At 57.0% G+C, this 20,396-nt stretch carries 19 protein-coding genes; 10 read left to right on the forward strand and 9 right to left on the reverse strand.

Translation table 11 applies throughout. The annotated features are described in order from the left end of the window. Positions 1–89: 89 nt before the first annotated feature. The 5 genes from RBB44_RS05700 (at position 90) to RBB44_RS05720 (ending at position 6,901) form a co-directional block, all read left to right on the forward strand. On the forward strand, positions 90–863 hold the full coding sequence (locus tag RBB44_RS05700) for an ABC transporter substrate-binding protein (protein ID WP_209173143.1): 774 nt from the start codon (positions 90–92) through the stop codon (positions 861–863). 384 nt (positions 864–1,247) lie between these two features. Then, complete coding sequence (locus tag RBB44_RS05705) at positions 1,248–2,834, forward strand: peptide ABC transporter substrate-binding protein (RefSeq protein WP_306146436.1); 1,587 nt, start codon at positions 1,248–1,250, stop codon at positions 2,832–2,834. Positions 2,835–3,204: 370 nt separating this feature from the next. Next, positions 3,205–4,128, forward strand: coding sequence for an oligopeptide ABC transporter permease OppB (gene oppB / locus RBB44_RS05710; protein WP_306146437.1), 924 nt, complete (start codon positions 3,205–3,207; stop codon positions 4,126–4,128). A gap of 11 nt (positions 4,129–4,139) precedes the next feature. Then, entirely contained in the window at positions 4,140–5,267 is a 1,128-nt protein-coding gene (locus tag RBB44_RS05715) for an ABC transporter permease subunit (protein ID WP_306146438.1), read from the forward strand. Between the two features lie 11 nt (positions 5,268–5,278). Beyond that, complete coding sequence (locus RBB44_RS05720; protein ID WP_306146439.1) at positions 5,279–6,901, forward strand: ABC transporter ATP-binding protein; 1,623 nt, start codon at positions 5,279–5,281, stop codon at positions 6,899–6,901. A gap of 80 nt (positions 6,902–6,981) precedes the next feature. Here RBB44_RS05720 and RBB44_RS05725 read toward each other — a convergent pair whose 3' ends face one another. Beyond that, positions 6,982–7,716: a GntR family transcriptional regulator gene (locus tag RBB44_RS05725; protein ID WP_209177261.1), complete on the reverse strand. Its 735-nt coding sequence runs from the start codon at positions 7,714–7,716 to the stop codon at positions 6,982–6,984. A gap of 342 nt (positions 7,717–8,058) precedes the next feature. Next, complete coding sequence (locus RBB44_RS05730; RefSeq protein ID WP_306146440.1) at positions 8,059–9,111, reverse strand: dipeptidase; 1,053 nt, start codon at positions 9,109–9,111, stop codon at positions 8,059–8,061. Positions 9,112–9,284: 173 nt separating this feature from the next. Here RBB44_RS05730 and RBB44_RS05735 point away from each other — a divergent pair, with 173 nt between their 5' ends. Further along, positions 9,285–10,025: a L,D-transpeptidase gene (locus tag RBB44_RS05735; protein WP_306146441.1), complete on the forward strand. Its 741-nt coding sequence runs from the start codon at positions 9,285–9,287 to the stop codon at positions 10,023–10,025. A gap of 29 nt (positions 10,026–10,054) precedes the next feature. On the opposite strand, the gene RBB44_RS05740 is transcribed toward RBB44_RS05735, so the two are convergent. Next, on the reverse strand, positions 10,055–10,723 hold the full coding sequence (locus RBB44_RS05740) for a hemolysin III family protein (protein WP_209173150.1): 669 nt from the start codon (positions 10,721–10,723) through the stop codon (positions 10,055–10,057). Positions 10,724–10,816: 93 nt separating this feature from the next. Then, positions 10,817–12,178, reverse strand: a complete 1,362-nt coding sequence (locus RBB44_RS05745) for a DHA2 family efflux MFS transporter permease subunit (RefSeq protein ID WP_306146442.1) — start codon at positions 12,176–12,178, stop codon at positions 10,817–10,819. Between the two features lie 214 nt (positions 12,179–12,392). Between RBB44_RS05745 and RBB44_RS05750 the strand changes: the two genes are divergently transcribed. Then, on the forward strand, positions 12,393–12,995 hold the full coding sequence (locus RBB44_RS05750; protein ID WP_306146443.1) for a nitroreductase family protein: 603 nt from the start codon (positions 12,393–12,395) through the stop codon (positions 12,993–12,995). Here RBB44_RS05750 and RBB44_RS05755 read toward each other — a convergent pair. The 3 genes from RBB44_RS05755 to RBB44_RS05765 form a co-directional block, all read right to left on the reverse strand. Continuing rightward, positions 12,992–13,651, reverse strand: coding sequence for a cupin domain-containing protein (locus RBB44_RS05755; protein WP_209173155.1), 660 nt, complete (start codon positions 13,649–13,651; stop codon positions 12,992–12,994). The two genes, RBB44_RS05750 and RBB44_RS05755, sit on opposite strands and share 4 nt — an antisense overlap. A gap of 67 nt (positions 13,652–13,718) precedes the next feature. After that, a complete protein-coding gene (locus RBB44_RS05760) occupies positions 13,719–14,549 on the reverse strand; it encodes an ABC transporter substrate-binding protein (protein ID WP_306146444.1) in 831 nt (276 codons plus the stop codon). 102 nt (positions 14,550–14,651) lie between these two features. Beyond that, a complete protein-coding gene (locus RBB44_RS05765; RefSeq protein ID WP_306146445.1) occupies positions 14,652–15,500 on the reverse strand; it encodes an ABC transporter substrate-binding protein in 849 nt (282 codons plus the stop codon). A gap of 435 nt (positions 15,501–15,935) precedes the next feature. Between RBB44_RS05765 and RBB44_RS05770 the strand changes: the two genes are divergently transcribed. Beyond that, positions 15,936–17,408: an ATP-binding protein gene (locus tag RBB44_RS05770; RefSeq protein WP_209173158.1), complete on the forward strand. Its 1,473-nt coding sequence runs from the start codon at positions 15,936–15,938 to the stop codon at positions 17,406–17,408. Positions 17,409–17,506: 98 nt separating this feature from the next. Continuing rightward, a complete protein-coding gene (locus tag RBB44_RS05775; RefSeq protein WP_306146446.1) occupies positions 17,507–17,977 on the forward strand; it encodes a DM13 domain-containing protein in 471 nt (156 codons plus the stop codon). A 51-nt stretch (positions 17,978–18,028) separates the two neighbouring features. Here the strand turns inward: RBB44_RS05775 and RBB44_RS05780 are convergent, their stop codons facing one another. Together RBB44_RS05780 and RBB44_RS05785 are read right to left on the reverse strand one after the other, a co-directional pair. Continuing rightward, on the reverse strand, positions 18,029–18,223 hold the full coding sequence (locus tag RBB44_RS05780) for a hypothetical protein (protein WP_133952892.1): 195 nt from the start codon (positions 18,221–18,223) through the stop codon (positions 18,029–18,031). Positions 18,224–18,392: 169 nt separating this feature from the next. Beyond that, a complete protein-coding gene (locus RBB44_RS05785; RefSeq protein ID WP_306146447.1) occupies positions 18,393–18,734 on the reverse strand; it encodes a hypothetical protein in 342 nt (113 codons plus the stop codon). Between the two features lie 241 nt (positions 18,735–18,975). Between RBB44_RS05785 and hmgA the strand changes: the two genes are divergently transcribed. Further along, positions 18,976–20,352: a homogentisate 1,2-dioxygenase gene (hmgA, locus tag RBB44_RS05790; protein WP_306147297.1), complete on the forward strand. Its 1,377-nt coding sequence runs from the start codon at positions 18,976–18,978 to the stop codon at positions 20,350–20,352. Positions 20,353–20,396 lie beyond the last annotated feature (44 nt).

The raw sequence follows: 20,396 nt of genomic DNA on the forward strand, positions 1-20,396 counted from the left end.
CGATAAATACAGCGAGCCAGATTAAGCTGTTTTTCATAGCTATCGATTTGGATGGTGTCCTAATTGGCCTCCAGACACTGGGAAAATCGATGAAAAAAACAGCCCTCTTTTCTGTCCTCCTGACAATGACTCTGCAGCCGGCAACGTCATGGGCGGACGAGATCACCGTAATGGCGGGCAACTTGCCACCCATGTTTCTTGACGGTGGCGGCGGCCGCGAGGCGGAGTTGATTACTGCGGCCCTTGAGAAATGCGGTCACACGGTCAAATTCAACATTCAGCCGTTCACACGTCACTGGGAAAGCTTCAAGAACGGGCAGGGCGATGCCGTCGCGACTGTTCCGATGGGCATGCCGATCGATGGCACGGCGACCGGCGTCTATATCCACTATCAGAACGGTGTCTCGTTTCTGACGGACAGTGGCGCCAGCTACGACGGTTTGCCGGATCTTTCCGGCAAGAAGGTTATCGGCTTCAAAGGCGCTGAAAGCATTATTCCGGGCCTTGCCGACCACACCGGATCGTTTGCGGACTACAGGGAAGTGACCGATCAGATTACTCAGAGCCGGTCGCTGTTCGGCGGGCGTGTCGACGCAATCATCGGCGACGGCATGCTGTTTGCGGAGTACAATCAGCAGCTTCGGGGCCAAAGCGATCTGCGGTTCGATCCCAATCAGTCTGTTTCCTTCAAGGCCGTGTTTGACTCCAGCCCGTACACCATGGCGTTCCGGGATGCGAAGGTTGCGGCCGACTTTGACCGGTGTTTCAAGGAAATTGAAGCTGACGGCACCGTGAAAGCGATCAACACAAAATGGGTCGACAAGTACCGCGACAGCCTCGGTTCCTCGTATCTCGGTTACTGATACTCAGAAGACTTGCTGACCAAGCCCGGCCGGCTCCGGACCGGACGTTGCGAACAGTGTACGCACACGTTCGGGCGTTCTGTTTGGGCCGGCCGGTTTTGTTTGTGATGCCAAGAAGGTGTAGCATCGCTTCTCCAAGCAGCGCCGCAACACCGAAAACAACTTTAGATTGTGATTTGGCATCGGTTGTCGAGCGTGACTTCTTTGGTTGCACTCTTCAATATCGGAAATATTTTCCCTTTCAGATCTTATATTAGGAAGAATATCGCCTTTTTGGATTCTTGGCGGAAACATATTCAGGCAGCGCTTGAATGCACGTTATGGGCGTGGAATGTATATCGCCATCGTTTCTTAAATTGACAAAAATCCTGAGGGGAGAACGATATGATCAAGTCCTTACGCGTCACCGCGCTCGCCGCCGCGCTGATGGCGGCAACATCGCTTACGGCCATGGCCGAAGTGGTTTATCACCGTGGAAACACAGGTGACCCGGAAACACTGGACCAGCACAAGACGTCCACCGTCTATGAGGCGCACATTCTGCGCGATCTTTATGAAGGCCTCGTCGCTTACAACGCAAAAGGGGAAATTATCCCGGGTGTTGCCGAAAGCTGGACGGCCTCGGAAGACGGCACTGTTTACACCTTCACGCTCCGCGAAGATGCCAAGTGGTCGAATGGCGACCCGGTGGTTGCTGGCGATTTCGTTTATTCGCTGCGCCGGATCATGAATCCGGAAACAGGCGCAAAATATGCAAACATCCTGTACCCGATCAAGAACGCCGAAGCTGTCAACACCGGTGACATTGCGGTGGAAGAACTGGCCGTTAAGGCGATTGATGACCGCACGCTCGAAATCGCTTTGGAAGCGCCCACCCCGTATTTCATTGACTTGCTGGGTCACCAGACAGGATTGCCTGTGCACCCGGCCACCGTTGAGGCTCATGGCACGGACTTCGTGAAGCCGGAAAACATCGTTTCGAACGGGCCTTTCACGCTGGTCGAGTTCACACCGAACGCCCAGCTGAAGGCCAACAAGAACCCGCACTTCCACGATGCGGATAATGTTCAGATCGATACGGTGATTTTCTATCCGACCGAAGACCGGGGTGCGGCCCTGCGCCGGTTCCAGGCGGGCGAGCTGCATACCAACAACGATGCGCCGACCGAGCAGGTCGCCTTTATGAAGGAAGAGCTCGGACCGCAGTTCCGCGTCGCGCCGTATCTAGGCAACTACTATTACGCCCTCAACCATGAAGACGAAGCGCTGTCCAACCCGGATGTGCGACGGGCTCTGTCCATGGCGATCGACCGGGAGTTCCTTGCCGAGGAAATCTGGGGCAGCGTTATGGTCCCTGCCTATTCCTTCGTTCCGCCTGGCATCGGCAACTACGGTGAACCGGCTTATGCGGACTACAAGGACATGTCCTTGATTGACCGTGAAGACAAGGCGATCGAGCTGCTTGCTGGCGCTGGTTACTCTCCAGACAATCCACTGCAGTTGGAGATCCGCTACAACACCTCCGAAAACCACAAGAACACGGCCGTTGCGATCGCCGATATGTGGAAGCCTTTGGGTGTTGAAGTGTCCATGCTCAACACGGATGTCGCCACCCACTATGCGCATTTGAGGGACCGGGGTGACTTCGATGTCGCACGTGCCGGCTGGATCGGCGATTACTCCGATCCTCAGAACTTCCTGTTTATGGTGGAAAGCGACAACACGGGTTTCAACTACGCGCGGTACAACAATCCGGAATATGACGCGCTGATGGATGAGGCCGCAAAGACCGTTGATCTGGAAAAGCGCGCGCAGCTCCTGCAGCAGGCCGAAGCTTTGTTCATGCGTGACCTGCCGTTCATCCCGTTGATGTACTACGGCTCCATGAATCTCGTCTCCGACACGGTCAGTGGATTTGAAGATAATCTTCAAAATATCCATCCGACACGCTGGATGAGTATTGCCCAATAACGGTAACATTCGAAATTGGCAGCGGCGGATCTTCCGCTGCTGCCGGTTTTGCAAGATGGCAGCCTGATTGGCTTAGGGCCAGGACCCATTAATTTGGATGAATTGGTAGGGAAGAATTTGTTCCGATACGAGGCGCAGTGCTGCAGGAAACCGTCCGGTTTTCAAAGGATTGCAACGACGTTGCCGGGCAAAGTCACTCTATACTTCCGGAATGCAAAACGGCTTCGATCCGCTCCGTCAAACCGCTCAGCCGGGCACGAAGCCCGCATATTGCGCTTTTCCTTGCAGCTCATCGCCGTTTGCCGTGCCAATTCAATCAATTTAATGAGTCCTGACCCCAAGATCATCGTGGAATGAGAAGGGCAAGCTGATGACCCGCTACGTGTTCGGTCGATTGCTGGGCGCAATCCCGACGATTTTTCTGATTGTAACAATCTCCTTCTTTTTGATCCGGATCGCGCCGGGCGGGCCGTTCGACCTCGAACGCCCGCTTGAGGCCAAAGTGATGGAAAATCTAAACAAGATTTATCACTTGGACGAGCCGCTCTGGACACAGTATCTGCTCTATCTGAAATCCATTTCGCAGCTCGATTTTGGGCCGAGCTTTTACTTTCGCGACTTCACCATCAATGAACTCTTTGCTGCCAGTTTGCCGATCTCGATCCAGCTCGGTTGGAGCGCTCTTGCCCTGGCGCTGGTTGTCGGTGGTCTCATGGGTGTTGTGGCTGCGCTCCGGCAAAATGGTCCGGCGGATTACTCTGTGATGGCCGCTGCGACCCTGGGTGTGACCATACCAAACTTTGTCGTGGCTCCCGTTCTGACGCTCTTGCTCGGTGTCTGGCTCGGCTGGCTGCCTGTTGGGGGCTGGGGTGATGGGGCCTTCGTCAACAAGATCCTGCCCGTGGTGACACTGGCACTGCCGCAGATTGCGGTGATTGCCCGATTGACCCGCGGATCCATGATCGAGGCGTTGCGCTCCAACCACGTTCGAACCGCTCGGGCCTACGGATTGACAAACTACCTGGTGATCGTTGTTCACACATTGCGCGGCGCGATCCTGCCGGTGGTGTCTTACATGGGGCCGGCCGCGGCCGCGCTTTTGACCGGTTCCGTGGTGGTGGAGACCATCTTCGGTATTCCCGGCATTGGCCGCTATTTCGTGCAAGGCGCGCTGAACCGCGACTACACGCTGGTTATGGGCACTGTGGTCGTCGTGGCGTGTTTCGTCATCATCTTCAACCTGGTCGTGGATCTGCTTTATGCGCTGCTTGATCCGCGCGTGCGCTACGACTGAGGAAAACACACATGTCTGTCACGACACCCGATACCGTCGACGTTCCGCAACGCGGGCGCTCGCTCTGGGATGATGCCCGCGATCGGCTTCTGGCGAACAAGGCGGCCGTCGCCAGCATGATTGTGCTGGCCACTATTGCGCTGTTGTCAGCCTTTGGCCCGATCCTGTCGCCGCATGACTATGACACGGTTTACAGGGACTATGTGAAGGTGCCGGCAAGCCTGGGCGCCTACCCGAAACCGGATCAGGTTGAGCCGGCGTTTGAAGCCCTTGTGAAACGAGCGCGTTTGAGCCTTGAAAGTTATGAGCGGGTTGGCGATCAGGTGGTGGCGCAAGTGACCTCCCGCCGGGCCATCGATCCACGATCAACGCGGTATATCGATCGAAGCGACCTGTTCAAAAACGCCGCCTTAAGCGACCTTGCAGATGATGACAAACGCGCGACGCTGACTGCGGACATCAATTACCTGCATTTCTACTTTGGCACCGATGCGAATGGCCGGGACCTGATGACCCGGACGTTCATTGCCGGCCGTGTTTCCCTGACGATCGGTCTTCTGGCGACGGTCGTTGCCATCACCATCGGTGTTCTTTACGGGGCGACGTCCGGATATCTCGGCGGACGGGCCGACCAGCTGATGATGCGGGTGGTCGACATTCTGTATTCGCTGCCCTTCATCTTCTTCGTGATCATGCTGGTGGTGTTCTTCGGCCGGAATTTCATTTTGATGTTTATCGCCGTTGGGGCGGTCGAATGGCTGGACATGGCCAGGATCGTGCGCGGTCAAACGTTGACCATAAAGCGTCAGGAATATGTACAGGCAGCCGAGGCCATGGGCGTTGGCGACGGCGGTATCGTTCGCCGGCACATCATCCCGAATACGCTCGGTCCAGTGGTTGTCTATATGACCCTGCTCGTGCCGAAGGTAATCCTTCTTGAGAGTTTCCTGTCGTTCCTCGGTCTTGGCATCCAGGAGCCGATGACGAGTTGGGGCGTTCTGATTTCCGAAGGGGCCCGCAATTTGCAAGGGGCAGCCTGGATGCTGATCTTCCCATCCATCTTCCTGACATCGACACTGTTCGCGCTGAACTTTATCGGCGACGGTTTGCGCGATGCGCTGGATCCCAAGGACCGATAGGAGCGAGGCCCATGCAAGACCCAAAACGCCCGGTCCTGGCGATCAAGGACCTGAAAGTCGACTTTGACACGGCAACCGGTCCGGTCAAAGCCGTACGCGGCGTCGATATCAATGTGAAGCCCGGAGAAACGGTGGCCATCGTCGGCGAGAGCGGCTCGGGAAAAAGTCAGACACTGATGGCTGCGATGGGGCTTCTTGCCTCCAATGGCCGGACGCAAGGCGAAGTCCTGTATGAGGATAGCAACATCCTGGGATTGCCGGCGCACCAGTTAAACAAGGTGCGCGGCAAGAAGATCACCATGATCTTTCAGGAGCCGATGACCTCGCTGGATCCGCTCTACACAATCGGGCGCCAGCTCGCCGAGCCGATGGTCGTGCACGGGGGGCTCAGCTGGAAACAGGCGAAGGCAAAAGCCCTGGAGCTGTTGAAGCTCGTCAACATTCCGGAGCCGGAGCGCAAGATCAAGGCGTATCCATACGAGATGTCCGGAGGCCAGCGCCAGCGGGTGATGATCGCCATGGCGCTCGCCAATGATCCCGATGTCCTGATCGCAGATGAGCCGACGACGGCACTCGATGTGACCACCCAGGCGCAGATCCTCGACCTTTTGGCCGACCTGCAAAAACGCCTCGGGATGGCGGTGATCTTCATCACCCACGATCTTGGCATTGTCCGGCGGATCGCGGACCGGGTCTATGTGATGAAGACCGGGGAAGTGGTGGAAAGCGGCGAGACAGCTCGCATCTTCACTCAGCCGGAACACCCCTACACCAGGATGCTGCTCGACGCCGAACCGACGGGTCATAAGCCTCCTGTGCCCGACAACACACCGGTGCTTCTGGAAGCGCAGAAAGTGGATGTGGAGTTTGTTCTGGAGGCAGGGCTTTTTAGTCCGGCCCATATCCTGAGGGCAGTCGACAATATCAGCTTCTCCCTGCGCCGGGGCCAGACGCTGGGTATTGTCGGCGAGAGTGGGTCCGGCAAGTCCACTCTCGGCCGCGCTGTTTTGAACTTGCTGCCGGCCGGCGGGCGGGTTGTCTTTCAAGGGGAGGTAGTCTCGGGCAAGGACCGGGCCGCCATGCGTGCTTTGCGCAAGGACATGCAGTTGATCTTTCAGGATCCCTTTGGGTCCTTGAGCCCGCGCATGACCGTCGGGCAGATCATCTCCGAAGGCCTTTTGGTGCATGAGCCGTCCTTAAGTGCCCGGGACAGGGATCAAAGAGCCTGCCAGGCACTTGAAGAAGTGTCGCTCGATCCTGTGATGCGCAACCGCTATCCGCACGAGTTTTCAGGCGGTCAACGTCAGCGCATTGCAATTGCGCGGACAATGGTTCTCAAACCGCAGTTTGTCGTTCTGGACGAGCCGACATCCGCGCTCGACCGGACCATTCAAAAACAGGTGGTTGAGCTATTGCGCGGCCTACAGAAGGCATACGACTTGACCTATCTCTTTATCAGTCACGACCTTGCCGTGGTGCGGGCGTTGTCGGACACCGTGATGGTGATGCAGCGGGGCAAGGTGGTCGAGGCCGGAAGCGTGGACGACATCTTCCAGGCACCACAGAACGCTTATACCAAAGAACTCATTGGCGCCGCGATGTTGACCCAGCAGCAGATGATGGAGACAGCTTAGTCAGCCGTTGGCAACGCATGTAACCGGGTCACCACAATGGCGGACGGAGGTTGTCGGTTTAATTGCGGTGCCTGGTCCGCTCAGATCTTTGCGAAGACTTCCGTCCGCACCTCGTCGGTGACTTCAATCGTGTTTGTGGTTGCGTGCTGGATCGCCATTTTTCGAGCTTGATCAGGATCTTTGGTGGCAATCGCCTCGATCAGTTCGTGATGGGAGGCTTTGATCTTGTCGATCCAGATCAGATTGTTCGTGTGCCGTGTGATGATAAAACGGTGCAGGTGAAGCAGCGTGCGCAGGAGGACTGGCTCGAGCACCGGCATGTCGGCAAAACGCAACATGGTCATATGGAAAGCAATATCTGCCTCGGAGATGCCGATCTTATCGCGTTTGGCCCGGATGTCGTCATAGCGGGCTGCCAACTGACGCAGGGTGTCCAGCTGATCGTCTGTGATATCTGGCGTAATCCGGTCAACGGCGGCGGTTTCGATGTTGAGGCGCAGCCGGAAAAGGATGATTGCTTCTTTGTTGGTGGTTTGGGTAACAAACGTGCCCTGATACCCGCGCCGGATTACCAACCCGTCTTCCTGAAGGGTCAACAGAGCTTCGCGGATCGTACTTTGGGAGCAATTATAGGACTGCGCGAGTGACTGTTCTGTGATTGGGCTGGCAGGCGTCAGCTCCCCCAAAAGGATCTGACGCTTCATATTGTCATAGACAGCGTCAGCCTTGCGTCTGCGGCGCTCGCCTTGAAAGCCCGCAGCTTGCGGATCTGTTGCCCCAACATCGAATACCAAGTCAGCCCCCATTACCGACATGAATGGCAAACCGTCACAGCAGTTTCAGGCGCCGAACGTCCTGTCCGGCCCTGAAGCTTCTTCCCGAATTGTGCCGCAGGTCTGGAGACAGCGGCCGATGGGGCGTGCCAGTTCGCACGCAGATGTCCTTGATTAATTGGGTTTTTAGGTTTCCGGACCCGGATCAGCCGTTTGGTGTTTTTATTATGGTCGGCGGTTCGGCAAACCGATGCACATTTCAAGCAACATCTGCAAAATTTGCAATGTATGCATCCTCGAATGGAGTGCCTCGAAAAACAATCGCTAATTCGCGATCAGTGGTCACAAGTTCGCGAGAATGTTGAATAATATGGTCAGATTTGCCTATTTCGCTGTTGTTTTCAAAGCGTTGATCCAATTCCGGAAAAACACTTTCTCTAGAGTCTGTTTGGAAAACCCGCGTGCATCCAGGACTTCGGCGAGACGCGGCAGTCCGGTGACGTCGCTGAGGTCCCTCGGCGGGGCGCAGCCGTCAAAATCCGACCCCAAGGCAACGCTATCTTCGCCCAGCCGGTCCACGAGATAAGCGGCATGATCGGCCACAACATCAAGCGGCGTGTCCTGGTTGAAGTTGCCGTCAGGACGTAGAAAACCGACGAAGAAGTTGATGCCGACGAGACCGCCACTTTCCTTGATAGCGTCCAGCTGCTTGTCCGTAAGGTTCCGGCTGTTGGCGCATATGGCGTGGACATTCGAGTGACTGGCGATGATCGGCTTGTCTGTAATGCGTGCGACATCCCAAAAGCCCTTCTCATTCAGATGCGACACATCCACCAGAATACCCATCTGGTTGCAGGCGCGCACCAGATCGCGGCCGGCGCCGGTCAGGCCCGGCCCAATATCCGGGCTGTGGGGGTGTGCCATCGGCACGCCATAGCCGAAGGCGTTTTCTCGGCTCCAGACAAGGCCAAGTGAGCGCAGCCCGCGCTTATAAAAAGCCTCAAGCTCATAGAAATTGGTGTCGATGGCCTCTGCGCCTTCAATATGCAGGCTGATGGCCAACTGGTCCTTTTCTATGGCGCTTTCGATCGCATCCGGCGACCTGCAAATGGCAACAGCTCCGTCCGAATCCGCTTCCAGCCGTTCGGCCCGTTCCAGCATCCTTTTGGTAAAGCTGAGGGCCAACTTCTGCTCAACAGGAAGAAAGTTCCGTTTGTCGCTCGGCGAAAAGGGCTTGGAGAAGTCCTGTTCCGGGTTGGATGGAACGAACATGGCAAACAGGCCGCCCGCAAAACCGCCCTCCTTGGCACGCGGCAAGTCAATGTGTCCGCGGTCGGACCGGTCAAGGAAATCGCGGGTCTTTCCGCGGATCGCGTCGATCTCCAGCTTTAAAAGCGTGTCATTGTGTCCGTCAAAAGCCGGGATATGCGAAGTCATATGGATGGGTGCCGTTGTTTTTATTGGAAACTACAAAATGGTGGGGCAGGCGGGCTGCTTTCAAGAGGAGGCCACTTTATCCGCAAATTTTGGAAATGTAAGCGCCTGAAGGCAATGTGACTTGCACTCCTTGCGATGCTCGACTTATGAAGAGACCGGATTTTGGAGGTCTCATGACGCGCCGGACATTTGAAAGCACCGAAGCCCCCCTTGCGCCAAGCAAAGGTCTCAGCCGGAGAAGCCTGATGGCGGGCGGGCTGATTTTGGCGGCGGGAACACTCGCCGGATGCCAGACCTATGAACAGGTCGTCGGCTTGCCCGATCAGCCACCGTTGCCGGACGAAGAGTTCGACTATGCATCCGCCTATGCGGCGTTGCCGGATGGTGATTTCACCTGGCCTGCAATCAACTACAAGGCGTTTGACGAGAAGTATCTGCGTCAGGTCGTTGAGTACAAGACTCGCGAAAAGCCCGGCACGATCATCGTCGACCCCTACAACAACTTCCTTTACTGGGTGCTTCCGGGCGGCAAGGCGCTGCGCTATGGCATTGGTGTCGGGCGGGCAGGGTTTGCCTGGTCCGGTGAAGCCCTAGTCCGGGTCAAGCGTCCGCATCCGATCTGGCGCCCTCCACGGGAAATGATTGCGCGCAAGCCGTCGCTTGAGCGGTATTGGGAGAAGGGCTTTCCCCCGGGGCTGCGCAATCCGCTTGGCGCGCGCGCCATGGATCTTTGGCAAGGCAGTGTGGACACGCTGTACCGGATCCACGGCACCAACAAGCCCTCTTCCATCGGCAAGAGCGTTTCGTCCGGCTGTATCCGCATGTGGCAGCAGGACGTGATCGACCTGTTTGACCGGGTGCCGCTGCGTACCAAGGTCGTTGTCCTGACTAAGGACGAGGATATCTCCACTTAAGCGGTTAAGTTCAGAAGTTCCGGTGCCGGTTAAGGCATCGGAGCTGCCAGCGCGACATCATGCAGGACCGCCGCGAAGTGGCAAACGGCTGCGGCGAGCACGAACGCATGCCAGATTGCGTTCTGGAACAGTAAGTTCTTCCAGGCGTAAAAGACGGTTCCAATCGTGTAGAGCAAACCGCCCGCCACGATCATCCAGAAACCAAAGGCCGACGCGTTCTCCATAAGTGGTTTGACGACGAAAACCACCACCCAGCCAAGGCCCAGGCAGATCGGAACGGTCAAGCGGTCCATGCCTTGGAGGTTTAAGAGTTTCACAATCGCTCCGGTCAGGGCGCCGCTCCAGACAACGGCCAGCAGAACACCGCCGGTCCAGCCGCCGATGATCATGGCCGCGAGCGGCGTGTAAGTGCCGGCAATCATCAAAAAGATCGCAGCATGGTCCAGCCGGCGCAGCACTCCGGCCTTATGGTCTTTTGCAAACATGTTGTAGAGCGCTGAACAGATCAGCATGGCCATCAGGCAGGCGGCATAGATCAGCACACTGACCTGGCGGGCGAGATCACCGCTGTTCCAAAGCGTCAGTGTTAGGATGATTGTTGCGGCAACACCAAGACCAATTCCAATTACATGGATCGTTCCGTCGGCAATCAATTCGCCAAGCGTCTGGTGTCTGGGCTGGGGGCGGTTTTGCGCCATGTTTTGCTCCGTTGCGGCAAGCGTTTCAGATTGCCTCCCCGAACGGTATCACCGATCGTCGGGTCAAAGTGTCAATATCCGGTTAGGACGCTGTCATGATGTAGCCTGCCGTTCCGGGCGGATGGCAAACCAGCAAAACGCTGTGCAGCCCACAAAAACGGCCGCAACCGTCCAAAACACAGCTGGGAAACCTGCATCGATCGCCAGGAATACGCTGCCGAGCGTGACGCCAAGCGTTGCCCCGATCAACCGGAAAGTGATCAGCAAGCCGCTCACTTCGCCTTGCTTTTCAGACGGCACGGCGTTCGCCGTGATCCTACCTGCCGGGATCATGGCAAAAGGGAGGGCGATGCCCCAGATCAGAAGCAGGGGAGCGAGGTAAAGATAATTGTCCAGGAGCATTGCAGCTCCGATGCACACATTGGCTGCGATCAAAACGATCAGCCCGCCAAGAACGGGACGGCGGGACCCGGATTTGTCGGCGATCGTTCCGGCCGGTGCTGACAGGAACGGGATTGGCAAAACGGCGATGACGGTCGCCGCACCGGCCCAAAGAGCCGAATAAGAGAGATCGAGCTGAAGGTATTGCGGCACGAGCACAGCGACGACGATTTTGCTCATCTGGGTCAGTAGAAAAACAAGAACGCCAGCCGTAAACGCTGGGGACTGGAACAAGCGCACGTCAATAAGCGGGGCCGTCTGGCGGACTTCCCAGATCACAAAGGCGCTCAACCCGACGATGCCAGCGGCGAGGCTCAGATAGATCAGCCGTGTCCCCCAGCCAGCATCTGGTCCTTCCATCAATCCGAAAATCAAGGTCGTCAGGCCGACGAGCAGAAGAACGAGGCCTATACGGTCTATGTCTGGCCGGGCGCTTTTGGTATCCGGCGCGCGCCAGAGAAGACAGGCGAGAATCCCAGCCGTCCCAACGACCGGAATGTTGATCCAAAACACCCATCGCCAGGAGAGCAGGTCGGTCAGGACACCGCCAATCAACGGCCCTGCCGCCAGGAACAGGGTTGCGGTCGCGCCGAGAACACCGAGCGCGCGGCCACGCTCGCCGGATTCGAAGGTTAGAGTTGCGGCGGCGAAAGTGATTGGAAACATGATCGCGGCGCACAGTCCTTGAACCACGCGCATCGTGATCAAGAGTGCCGCATTGTCCGCGAACCCGGCTATCAGACAGGCGGCAGCGAAAAGCGAGCAGCTGGCAATCAGTGCGGGACGGAGGCCGAACAGGTCAATCGCCTTGCCGCCGATCGCAGCGAAACAGGTGAACGCCAGCATGTAGGCATTCAGGATCCAATGTGCCGTTGTTGCCGATAATCCGAGTTCCGACTGGATTGCGGGCAGGGAAACGCCCAGAACCGTCTCGTCCAGCATCACGAGCCCGCCGAGACCACCCATGGCAAAGACCAGGCCGCGCCGGCGGTTGTGCTCTGAAAGTCCTGTCATGTGCGCTCATCTGATGAAATGTCCGTTGGCCTCAGCCTAGTGCGGGCATAGCGTGTCGTACAGGAGTTTTCGGATGGGGAGCCTTGTCTCTAACCGATGGGAGAGGTGCGAAATCTTGAACTCAAATATCTTTTTAAAAAGTATCTTGATATAAAGATAAATATCGCCTATCTGATGTGCATCGTCACAGTGTTTGGGTTTAAGGAGTTTTGAAATGACCCGTGTTGCAGACCATCCGGTTGATGATCTTTTTTTGAAGCGTTGGTCCCCGCGCGCGTTTGATGGGGCTCCGATGCCCGAAGCGGATCTGAAAACCATTCTGGAGGCCGCAAGGTGGGCGCCGTCAGCCTTCAACACGCAACCTTGGCGGTTCGTATACGCCCTGCGCGGAGATGCCGAATTTGAACGGCTTTACGCCTTGCTGGACGATTTTAACGGCAGCTGGGCTGTTGGCGCCTCGGCGCTGGTCTTTGTGATTTCAGATTCTTTGGTCGATGGCGTCAGCGAAGACGGACCGGTTCCAGCAATTTTTCACGCGTTTGATGCCGGTGGGGCATGGGCCCAGGCTGCGCTGCAAGCCACACTGCTCGGCTATCACACGCATGCCATGGCGGGCTTGCGCAGGGATCAGGCCCACGAGGTTCTGGGTTTGCCAGAGCGGTTGAAGGTCCATGTCGCCTTTGCCATTGGCCGCCGCGGAGATGCAGAGCAGTTGACGCCAGAGCTTCAGCAGCAAGAACGCCCAAGCGGCCGGCGCCCCTTGAGCGAGATTGCCTTTCACGGCCGCTTTGAGCTGTCTTTGGAGGCAGCCGCTTAGTCAGCAGTAAGGTGCCCGGTTTTCCGCCAGACCCGGGCGCCGTTTTCTGTCTTGATCGTCTGACTGCTGCCGGCTGGCAAACGCAGCCAGGTGCCTTGGTCATACCGGCCGTTTTCGTCTTCAAAGGCCCCTTCGACGACAAAATACTCCGCGCCGCCGGGGAAGGATTGCTCGCCAAAAGCCGCGCCGCTCTCCCAGTGGAGCATGACCACCTCTTCATCGGGGCGCACAAAGAGGGGAAGAATATGTTCGCCCGTTCGGCCCGCCTGCCACCCGGCCGGATCCAGCGTGTCGACCCGGACAAACGTGTCGTCGTCTGTCTGCATTTGCCGCAGCTTCACCAGAATGACTGCTCCAGGTTCGCTGGATGGTATGTGCCGTGAGCCTGGCGGGTTGCGGACATACATGCCTTTGGGAAAGTCTCCGGTCTCATCGGTAAAGACGCCGTCGAGCACCAGAAACTCTTCGCCGAGATCATGGGAATGGGCTGAAAACGAAGATCCTGGTGCATAGCGAACCAAGCTGGTTGCGCGGGCGACCTCTTCGCCGTCGCGTTCCAGCATACGCCGCTCCACACCCGCCATGGGGGAGGCGATCCAATCGAGGGTCGCGCTATCAACCTGGGCCCGTTTCGACAAATCGGCGTGGATCTTCATCCAGTCAGCTCCTGCTCCTGATAACTTGCTTATTGATGTGGTGCTTCACCGGGCAAAGGGAAGAGCCTCAATCCATGAGGGGGGCTGACGGATCGCCGGTGTCTGGAACGGGGAGAGCCAGGTGCCCGAAAGCCACCTTGTAGTCTTCCGTCCGTCTGACCTCCCTGATTGCTGCACTCACAGCATCGACAAGCTGGGTCGGCACAGTCTGTTGGCTGAACATGAAATGTACAGGCTCCTCCCAAACGGGAAAGGGGTGCACTTCAAAGGCCCCTTCCAGACCCATCCGGTTTGCAACGCCCATCACGGCGCTGGGCATTTCGACCAGGGCATCAATCCGGCCGGTTTCCAGCATCCGGATACCTTCGGTGGTGGTCGTCGTGTGGAAGACATGATGCTGCCCGGCGTCGCTTCTCATGAAACTGTCAAAAAGCCTTCCGCGATAGGACGAGCGCTCGTGACCGACGACCAGCTGATGGTCAATGATGTGGTTGATGTCTGAGATGGGATGGTTTTCGGCTTCGCCTTTTCGAAAGATCAGCCGGGCGAGTTCGTTCCGGTAAGGGGCGGAATAGTGGGCGAACTTGGACCGGTGCTCCGTGATGGAGGCAAAGGGGACCATATCGATGTTGCCTTGCGACAACTCCACGATTGCGCGCTTGAACGGCATGATTTCCAGTTCGATCGGGCAATCGATGAGGTCAAAGACGGTTCGAACCAGCTCGACATCTGTGCCGATGAGCTTGCCGCCGGGTGCTCGGTGGCTGAAGGGGAAGTAGTCGCCCGATACCCGCACACGCAGCGGCTCTGAACACAAGGCGTTCTGTGTTGCAGCGACAGCACTTGGAGCCAAAGAGACGAGACAGAGAAACAGTGCGCAAAGGCACTTGCCACACATTTTGAGGCTACTTCGGTGTATGCCCGCAAATCGGAGCCAAAAGAGGGACCTGAAGGACTGAAGGTATGGCGCTGGCGGCATTGACGCTCCCTTTGAGTATCCTCAATTTGTCTCGGAACCCGCATGTGCAGGGCTGCCGACACTCATGGACCCGAACTGTGATGTATATTCGGGCGTCTGCACCGTTTCGGCCAACACGGCATCGATTTGGGCGACGAACTCTGGAGAAACGGTCTTCCGGCTGAACATGAAATGAACCGGTTCGCTCCAGAGCAAAAAGGGGTGTTCGGCGATCTCGTTCCGCACCCCGAGTGTTTCTGCGAGGGCAAACACGGCAGCAGGCGCTTCAACGATGGCGTTGATGCGCCCTTTCAGTAGCATCTCAAGGCTCTGCTTGGAGCTGCTGACCTGCACGATGTTCTTCTTGGCTTCCGGGGTCTTCAAGAAGGCCTCAAATGCGTCGCCGCGATAGGTCCCGACATCATGAGCGAGCAGGAGATTGAGTTTCAGAAGATCCCCAACTTCGGTGATGGGATATCCACCCTGATCGCCAGCCCGGACGATCAATCCCGCAGTCTCGTTCCGGTAGGGCGCTGAAAAATGAGCAAAGTTCTGCCGCTCTGCTGTGACCGAGGCGAACATCATCATGTCGAGCCGCCCGGCGGCCAGTTCCACCACAGCCCGGGGAAACGGCATCACAAGAAACTGCGGATCGCACCCCGCCTCGCCAAGGATCTGCTCAACGAACCGGAGATCGAGACCCGTCAGTTTGCCGTCAGCGCCGATATAGCTGAATGGTTCATAATCATCGGAAGCGCCAACGCGAAAGGTTTCCGGACAGTCTTCTGCGCGAACGTTCGCAGGCGGGAGGATTGTCCAAAGGACTGCAAAACCGCCGATGGCAAGCCGGAAGAGGGTGGTGAACAGTCTTCTGGAAGACAAGACAACCATTTCCATGCTGCTCCTCGTGTGCTCTGCCGACCAAATGTCAGGGATCAAACGGCGTATCTTACTTCAAAATTTTCTCGGCTGAATCCTGCTGCGCTTAAATTCGATAAAGTAGTTATCTAAGAAGATATGTTATTTCTGATTGTGTATTTTGTATTCTGCACCTCTTTTATTGGATGTTATCTGATAACTGCATGAGAAAAAACTTAATTCCCGCGACTTGGTAAAGCGTTGTGTGAGTTTGCTGTGTTCTTGGTCTTGTACAAATCGGTTCCTGGCGGTCGGCATTTGTGCCTGAAAGCCGCGGTCCAGGGTGGATTTCAGGGATAACCTCTGCTAATCGCAACAGCCGCTTTTCATGATCCGAGGAATCGTTTTCACTCGCGTCTTATAGACAGCAGAGAAAGGGTGGTGGCGCAGGTGTGCGCCCGGTTGTGCATGACCGTTCAAATCGACATTGGTGACATGGCTGGAGGCAAACGCGCCGGGCTCGATTTGGAAGAGCTTCTGGCGACCCGTTTGCTTGTTCAGGGCAACTCAGGATCGGGCAAATCGCATCTCTTGCGCCGGATTCTGGAGCAGTCCGCCCAATGGGTACAGCAGGCCATCATTGATCCGGAAGGGGACTTCGTGACCCTTGCCGACAAATACGGTCATGTGGTTGTCGATGCGGTGGGCACTGAGAAAGACCTCAAAATGATTGCCGGGCGCGTGCGTCAGCACCGCGTGTCCGTTGTGCTCAATCTGGAGGGGCTCGATGCGGACCGTCAAATGAAGGCGGCAGCCACCTTCCTGGATGGTCTTTTTGATGCAGACCGGGACCTTTGGTATCCAATGCTCGTGGTGGTAGACGAAGCGCAGCTCTTTGCACCGGCCGCCGCCGGCGAAGTCACCGAAGAAGCCCGCCGCAGATCGCTCGGCGCAATGACGGATCTGATGTGCCGGGGCCGCAAACGCGGGCTTGCCGGGATCATCGCCACCCAGCGTCTTGCAAAACTTGCCAAGAACGTCGCCGCAGAAGCGTCCAACTTCCTGATGGGCCGGACATTCCTCGATATCGATATGGCCCGCGCGGCGGACTTGCTCGGCATGGAGCGGCGGCAGGCGGAAAGCTTCCGAAATCTGGACCGAGGCCATTTCATCGCGCTCGGCCCGGCGGTTTCCCGTCGTCCGATCCCGGTCAAGATCGGCCCGGTTGAAACGGCTGGCCGCGGCGGCGGACCGAAGCTGATGCCCTTGCCTGAGCAGCCGAAGGAAGAAGCCAAGGATCTGATTTTTACCCGATCTCCCGACGAGATTCCGGTCCGTCCGAGGATAGCCGAGCCGGTCGCCTCCACAGATGATGTTCTGAACCAATTGACCAGCGCCGGGGATGCGGCGGAAGCCGAAATCCCGCAAGCCGACAATTTGTTTGAACACGGCGAGCGCGAGGAGAAGATCGATCAGATCATCTCCGAAATTCTCGATGAGGATGAGGCAGCGTTTCAACCCATCGCCTCGCTCTACCAGGACTTTCAGGTCCGCTGCCGGATCGCCAAACTCACCGGCGGGACGCCCGATCTCCAGACCTTCCGGGAAAAACTGTCGGTCGCCCGCGCCGGTGTCGAAAAGGGTGAGGTGGATGACAGTGCCTGGCAGCAGGCCGAGCTGATCGCAGCCGAACTGCCGGAAGACATGCGCGGGGTTTATTTGCTGCTTGCGAAAGCGGCCCTCGCCAAGGCGCCGTGCCCGGGCAACATCGAGATTGCAACGGCTTATGGTACCCGGTCCCCGGGTCGGGCCCGCTGGCTCTTGTCCCACATGGAAGAGCGCGGGTTTTTGGTCTGTGCGACCGATCTGCGCGGCAACCGGATTGTGACGCTGACGGATCTTGGCTGGCGGACAGAGCCGGGCGACGAAGCCGCCGCCTGACGGGCCGGCCACAAAACTGTTAAGCGGACTTGATTGCAGGCGCGCATTTGCTGCCTATCTCTTCGGAACCGGACCGAACAGTCTTTAGGAGATGCACCATGATACGTTGGCTTGTGTTGCTGGTTTCCCATGGCGGAATGCTGGCCGTCGGGTTTGCGCTTGGGGTCTATTTCCTGCCCATTCTGACAGCACCTGAAGGACCCGATGCGGCGCTTCTCGCAGAAGCCAGCCAGTCCGCAGAGTATCAAGCCGCGCTCACCCGCGATCTCAAGGGAAGCGATTTCCTGCATTGGGGGGAAGGCTCGATCAGCCTGTCTCAGGACAAGATTGTGCATACCGGTGCGCTCTCACCCGGCCCGGACTACAAGCTTTACTTGGTCAAGGAGTTCGTCGAAGACGAAGCGGGGTTTGAAGCTGTTCGGGAAAGCGCTGTTCAAATCGCCGACATCAACACCTTCGACGGTTTCATTGCCGATGTTCCGGATGGGGTGAACATTGAGGATTACACCACCGTCCTTGTGTGGTGCGAGGCATTCAGCGAGTTCATCACCGCCGCGAAATACCGGTGAGCAAAAACGCGCGTCTCTGTATCGAGTGAACTCCACCCGGCAATCTTCTGATCAATCTTTGTCTTTGCGCGCGTTTTCAAACAAGACATAGGCAAGGTTCAATACAACGATCACCAGAATGGCCCCAAACACAAACGCTCCAAATCGTTTGGGAGAGATGCCCACCGGTACGTCAAACATCATGACGATCATGCCGAACAAGGCGGTCAGCATGATCAGGGGCATCACCGAATTCTGAAACTTCATGCGTATGCTCCAAAATTTTGCGTGAGCGATCTTGCCCACGTCATCAATGCCTTGAAGTGATATCAGATTTTCAAAGCTAACTCTGTGTTTGTTTGCAAGCGGCTGGCAATAAAATTGCCCGGTCAAAAGCAGGCACGTCACACGCAATGGTTCGAATAGATTGCTTCTGTCAGATCGCCGGGCGCATACGGGTCGGCGACGACTTCGGCACATCGCTTTTGGCGAGCAGGTAGTTGAGTTGGGCCAGCTCTTGATCAATGCCGAGGATCGTCCGATGCAGAACGCTCTCAAGATAGCTTCCAGCCGGCGCATTTTCTCGGATGACGACTGCCCGGTCGCGGGCGCGCCGCAGAAACAGCATCATGGTTTCCACCTCGCCGGCCGTCGGTTGGGTGAGCTGTGCAGATGTTTTTTTGGGCGCTGTCTCCGCCTGATCCTGTGGCTCATACCCATCTGTCGCCAAAGGTGGCGCAGCCGTTTTCGGCTCAAAATACGTGTCCTGAAATGGCATCAGAATCCCCAATGTTCCTATTATGTTCTAATTTAAATCAACGCTTCTGCAGATGCAAGACATTCAAATTCGCGATCATGGAATACTGGGGCAGGGGGCGGTTCAGCATGCCTAAGACCTGGCACCACGGCCAAGTAGACCGGCGAATTTGTCACGGCCAGTTCGGAAGTCACTTGACCGCACTTGTCTAGATAGTTACAAGTGCAACTAATTTGACAGGGCATGATCCCGGGAGGATGCGATTATGAACAAGGTCGATCACAAGCAAGTTTCCGGTGACGGCGGCAAACCGCTGTCCAATGAGCTCCAGTATATGCCGGGTTTCGGCAATGATTTTGAGACTGAAGTCCTACCGGGCGCGCTGCCGCAAGGCATGAACAGCCCGCAGAAATGCGCCTATGGGCTTTATGGCGAGCAGTTGTCCGGTACCGCCTTTACAGCGCCAAGCCATCAAAACGAGCGGACCTGGTGTTACCGCATCCGGCCGTCGGTCAAGCACACCAGCCGGTTTCAGAAAATCGACCTTCCTTATTGGAAGAGCGCGCCGAACGTCTGCGAAGATGTCATTTCTCTCGGCCAATACCGCTGGGATCCGGTGCCGCACGCCAATGAGGGTCTTAACTGGCTGTCCGGCATGCGCACCATGACGACGGCTGGGGATGTGAACACCCAGGTCGGCATGGCAACGCATATCTATCTTGCGACTCAGTCGATGGAAGATGAGTACTTCTTCTCCGCCGACAGTGAACTCCTGGTCGTTCCCCAGGAAGGCATTCTCCGCTTCTACACCGAGCTTGGCATTATCGAGCTGGAGCCGAAGGAAATCGCCATTCTGCCGCGCGGTTTGGTCTATCGGGTCGAAGTGGTGGAAGGTCCGGCACGCGGGTTCGTCTGCGAGAACTATGGCCAGAAATTCGAGCTGCCGGGCCGTGGCCCGATCGGCGCCAACTGCATGGCCAACCGCCGGGACTTCAAGACGCCGGTCGCCTGGTATGAAGACAAGGAAGTGCCGAGCAAGGTCACTGTGAAATGGTGCGGCCAGTTCCACGAGACCAAGATCGGCCATTCGCCGCTTGATGTGGTTGCCTGGCACGGCAATTACGCACCGGTGAAATACGACCTTAGGACCTATTGCCCGGTCGGGGCGATCCTGTTTGACCACCCGGATCCGTCGATCTTCACCGTCTTGACAGCGCCGTCCGGCGTGCCGGGAACAGCCAACATCGATTTCGTTCTGTTCCGTGAGCGCTGGATGGTGGCCGAAAACACCTTCCGCCCGCCCTGGTATCACAAGAACATCATGTCCGAGCTGATGGGCAACATCTACGGTCAGTACGATGCCAAACCACAGGGCTTCGTGCCGGGTGGCATGAGCCTTCACAACATGATGCTGCCGCACGGACCCGACAATGATGCCTTTGAAGGGGCATCCAATGCGGACCTGAAGGCCGAAAAGCTCGACAACACAATGTCCTTCATGTTCGAGACCCGGTTCCCGCAACACCTGACCGAATATGCCGCGAAGGACGCGCCGTTGCAGGATAATTACATCGACTGCTGGGACAGCCTTGAGAAAAAATTCGACGGCACGCCGGAAGGCACCTGGGATAGGAAGTAACTGACACTGTTTGCCGCCCCGGACTTGGTCCGGGGCCTTCAGGG

The sequence above is a fragment of the Roseibium sp. MMSF_3247 genome (genome assembly GCF_030733765.1).
Taxonomy (GTDB): Bacteria; Pseudomonadota; Alphaproteobacteria; order Rhizobiales; family Stappiaceae; genus Roseibium.

Excerpts from the sequence above, each read along its gene's own strand:
- RBB44_RS05760 (WP_306146444.1), bottom strand. The coding sequence starts at position 14,549 with ATGTGTGGCAAGTGCCTTTGCGCACTGTTTCTCTGTCTCGTCTCTTTG.
- RBB44_RS05775 (WP_306146446.1), top strand. The coding sequence starts at position 17,507 with ATGATACGTTGGCTTGTGTTGCTGGTTTCCCATGGCGGAATGCTGGCC.
- RBB44_RS05780 (WP_133952892.1), bottom strand. The coding sequence starts at position 18,223 with ATGAAGTTTCAGAATTCGGTGATGCCCCTGATCATGCTGACCGCCTTG.
- RBB44_RS05740 (WP_209173150.1), bottom strand. The coding sequence starts at position 10,723 with ATGGCGCAAAACCGCCCCCAGCCCAGACACCAGACGCTTGGCGAATTG.
- RBB44_RS05770 (WP_209173158.1), top strand. The coding sequence starts at position 15,936 with ATGACCGTTCAAATCGACATTGGTGACATGGCTGGAGGCAAACGCGCC.
- oppB (WP_306146437.1), top strand. The coding sequence starts at position 3,205 with ATGACCCGCTACGTGTTCGGTCGATTGCTGGGCGCAATCCCGACGATT.
- RBB44_RS05735 (WP_306146441.1), top strand. The coding sequence starts at position 9,285 with ATGACGCGCCGGACATTTGAAAGCACCGAAGCCCCCCTTGCGCCAAGC.
- RBB44_RS05730 (WP_306146440.1), bottom strand. The coding sequence starts at position 9,111 with ATGACTTCGCATATCCCGGCTTTTGACGGACACAATGACACGCTTTTA.
- RBB44_RS05750 (WP_306146443.1), top strand. The coding sequence starts at position 12,393 with ATGACCCGTGTTGCAGACCATCCGGTTGATGATCTTTTTTTGAAGCGT.
- RBB44_RS05700 (WP_209173143.1), top strand. The coding sequence starts at position 90 with ATGAAAAAAACAGCCCTCTTTTCTGTCCTCCTGACAATGACTCTGCAG.
- RBB44_RS05745 (WP_306146442.1), bottom strand. The coding sequence starts at position 12,178 with ATGACAGGACTTTCAGAGCACAACCGCCGGCGCGGCCTGGTCTTTGCC.
- RBB44_RS05720 (WP_306146439.1), top strand. The coding sequence starts at position 5,279 with ATGCAAGACCCAAAACGCCCGGTCCTGGCGATCAAGGACCTGAAAGTC.
- RBB44_RS05785 (WP_306146447.1), bottom strand. The coding sequence starts at position 18,734 with ATGCCATTTCAGGACACGTATTTTGAGCCGAAAACGGCTGCGCCACCT.
- RBB44_RS05725 (WP_209177261.1), bottom strand. The coding sequence starts at position 7,716 with ATGTCGGTAATGGGGGCTGACTTGGTATTCGATGTTGGGGCAACAGAT.
- RBB44_RS05755 (WP_209173155.1), bottom strand. The coding sequence starts at position 13,651 with ATGAAGATCCACGCCGATTTGTCGAAACGGGCCCAGGTTGATAGCGCG.
- RBB44_RS05705 (WP_306146436.1), top strand. The coding sequence starts at position 1,248 with ATGATCAAGTCCTTACGCGTCACCGCGCTCGCCGCCGCGCTGATGGCG.
- RBB44_RS05715 (WP_306146438.1), top strand. The coding sequence starts at position 4,140 with ATGTCTGTCACGACACCCGATACCGTCGACGTTCCGCAACGCGGGCGC.
- RBB44_RS05765 (WP_306146445.1), bottom strand. The coding sequence starts at position 15,500 with ATGGTTGTCTTGTCTTCCAGAAGACTGTTCACCACCCTCTTCCGGCTT.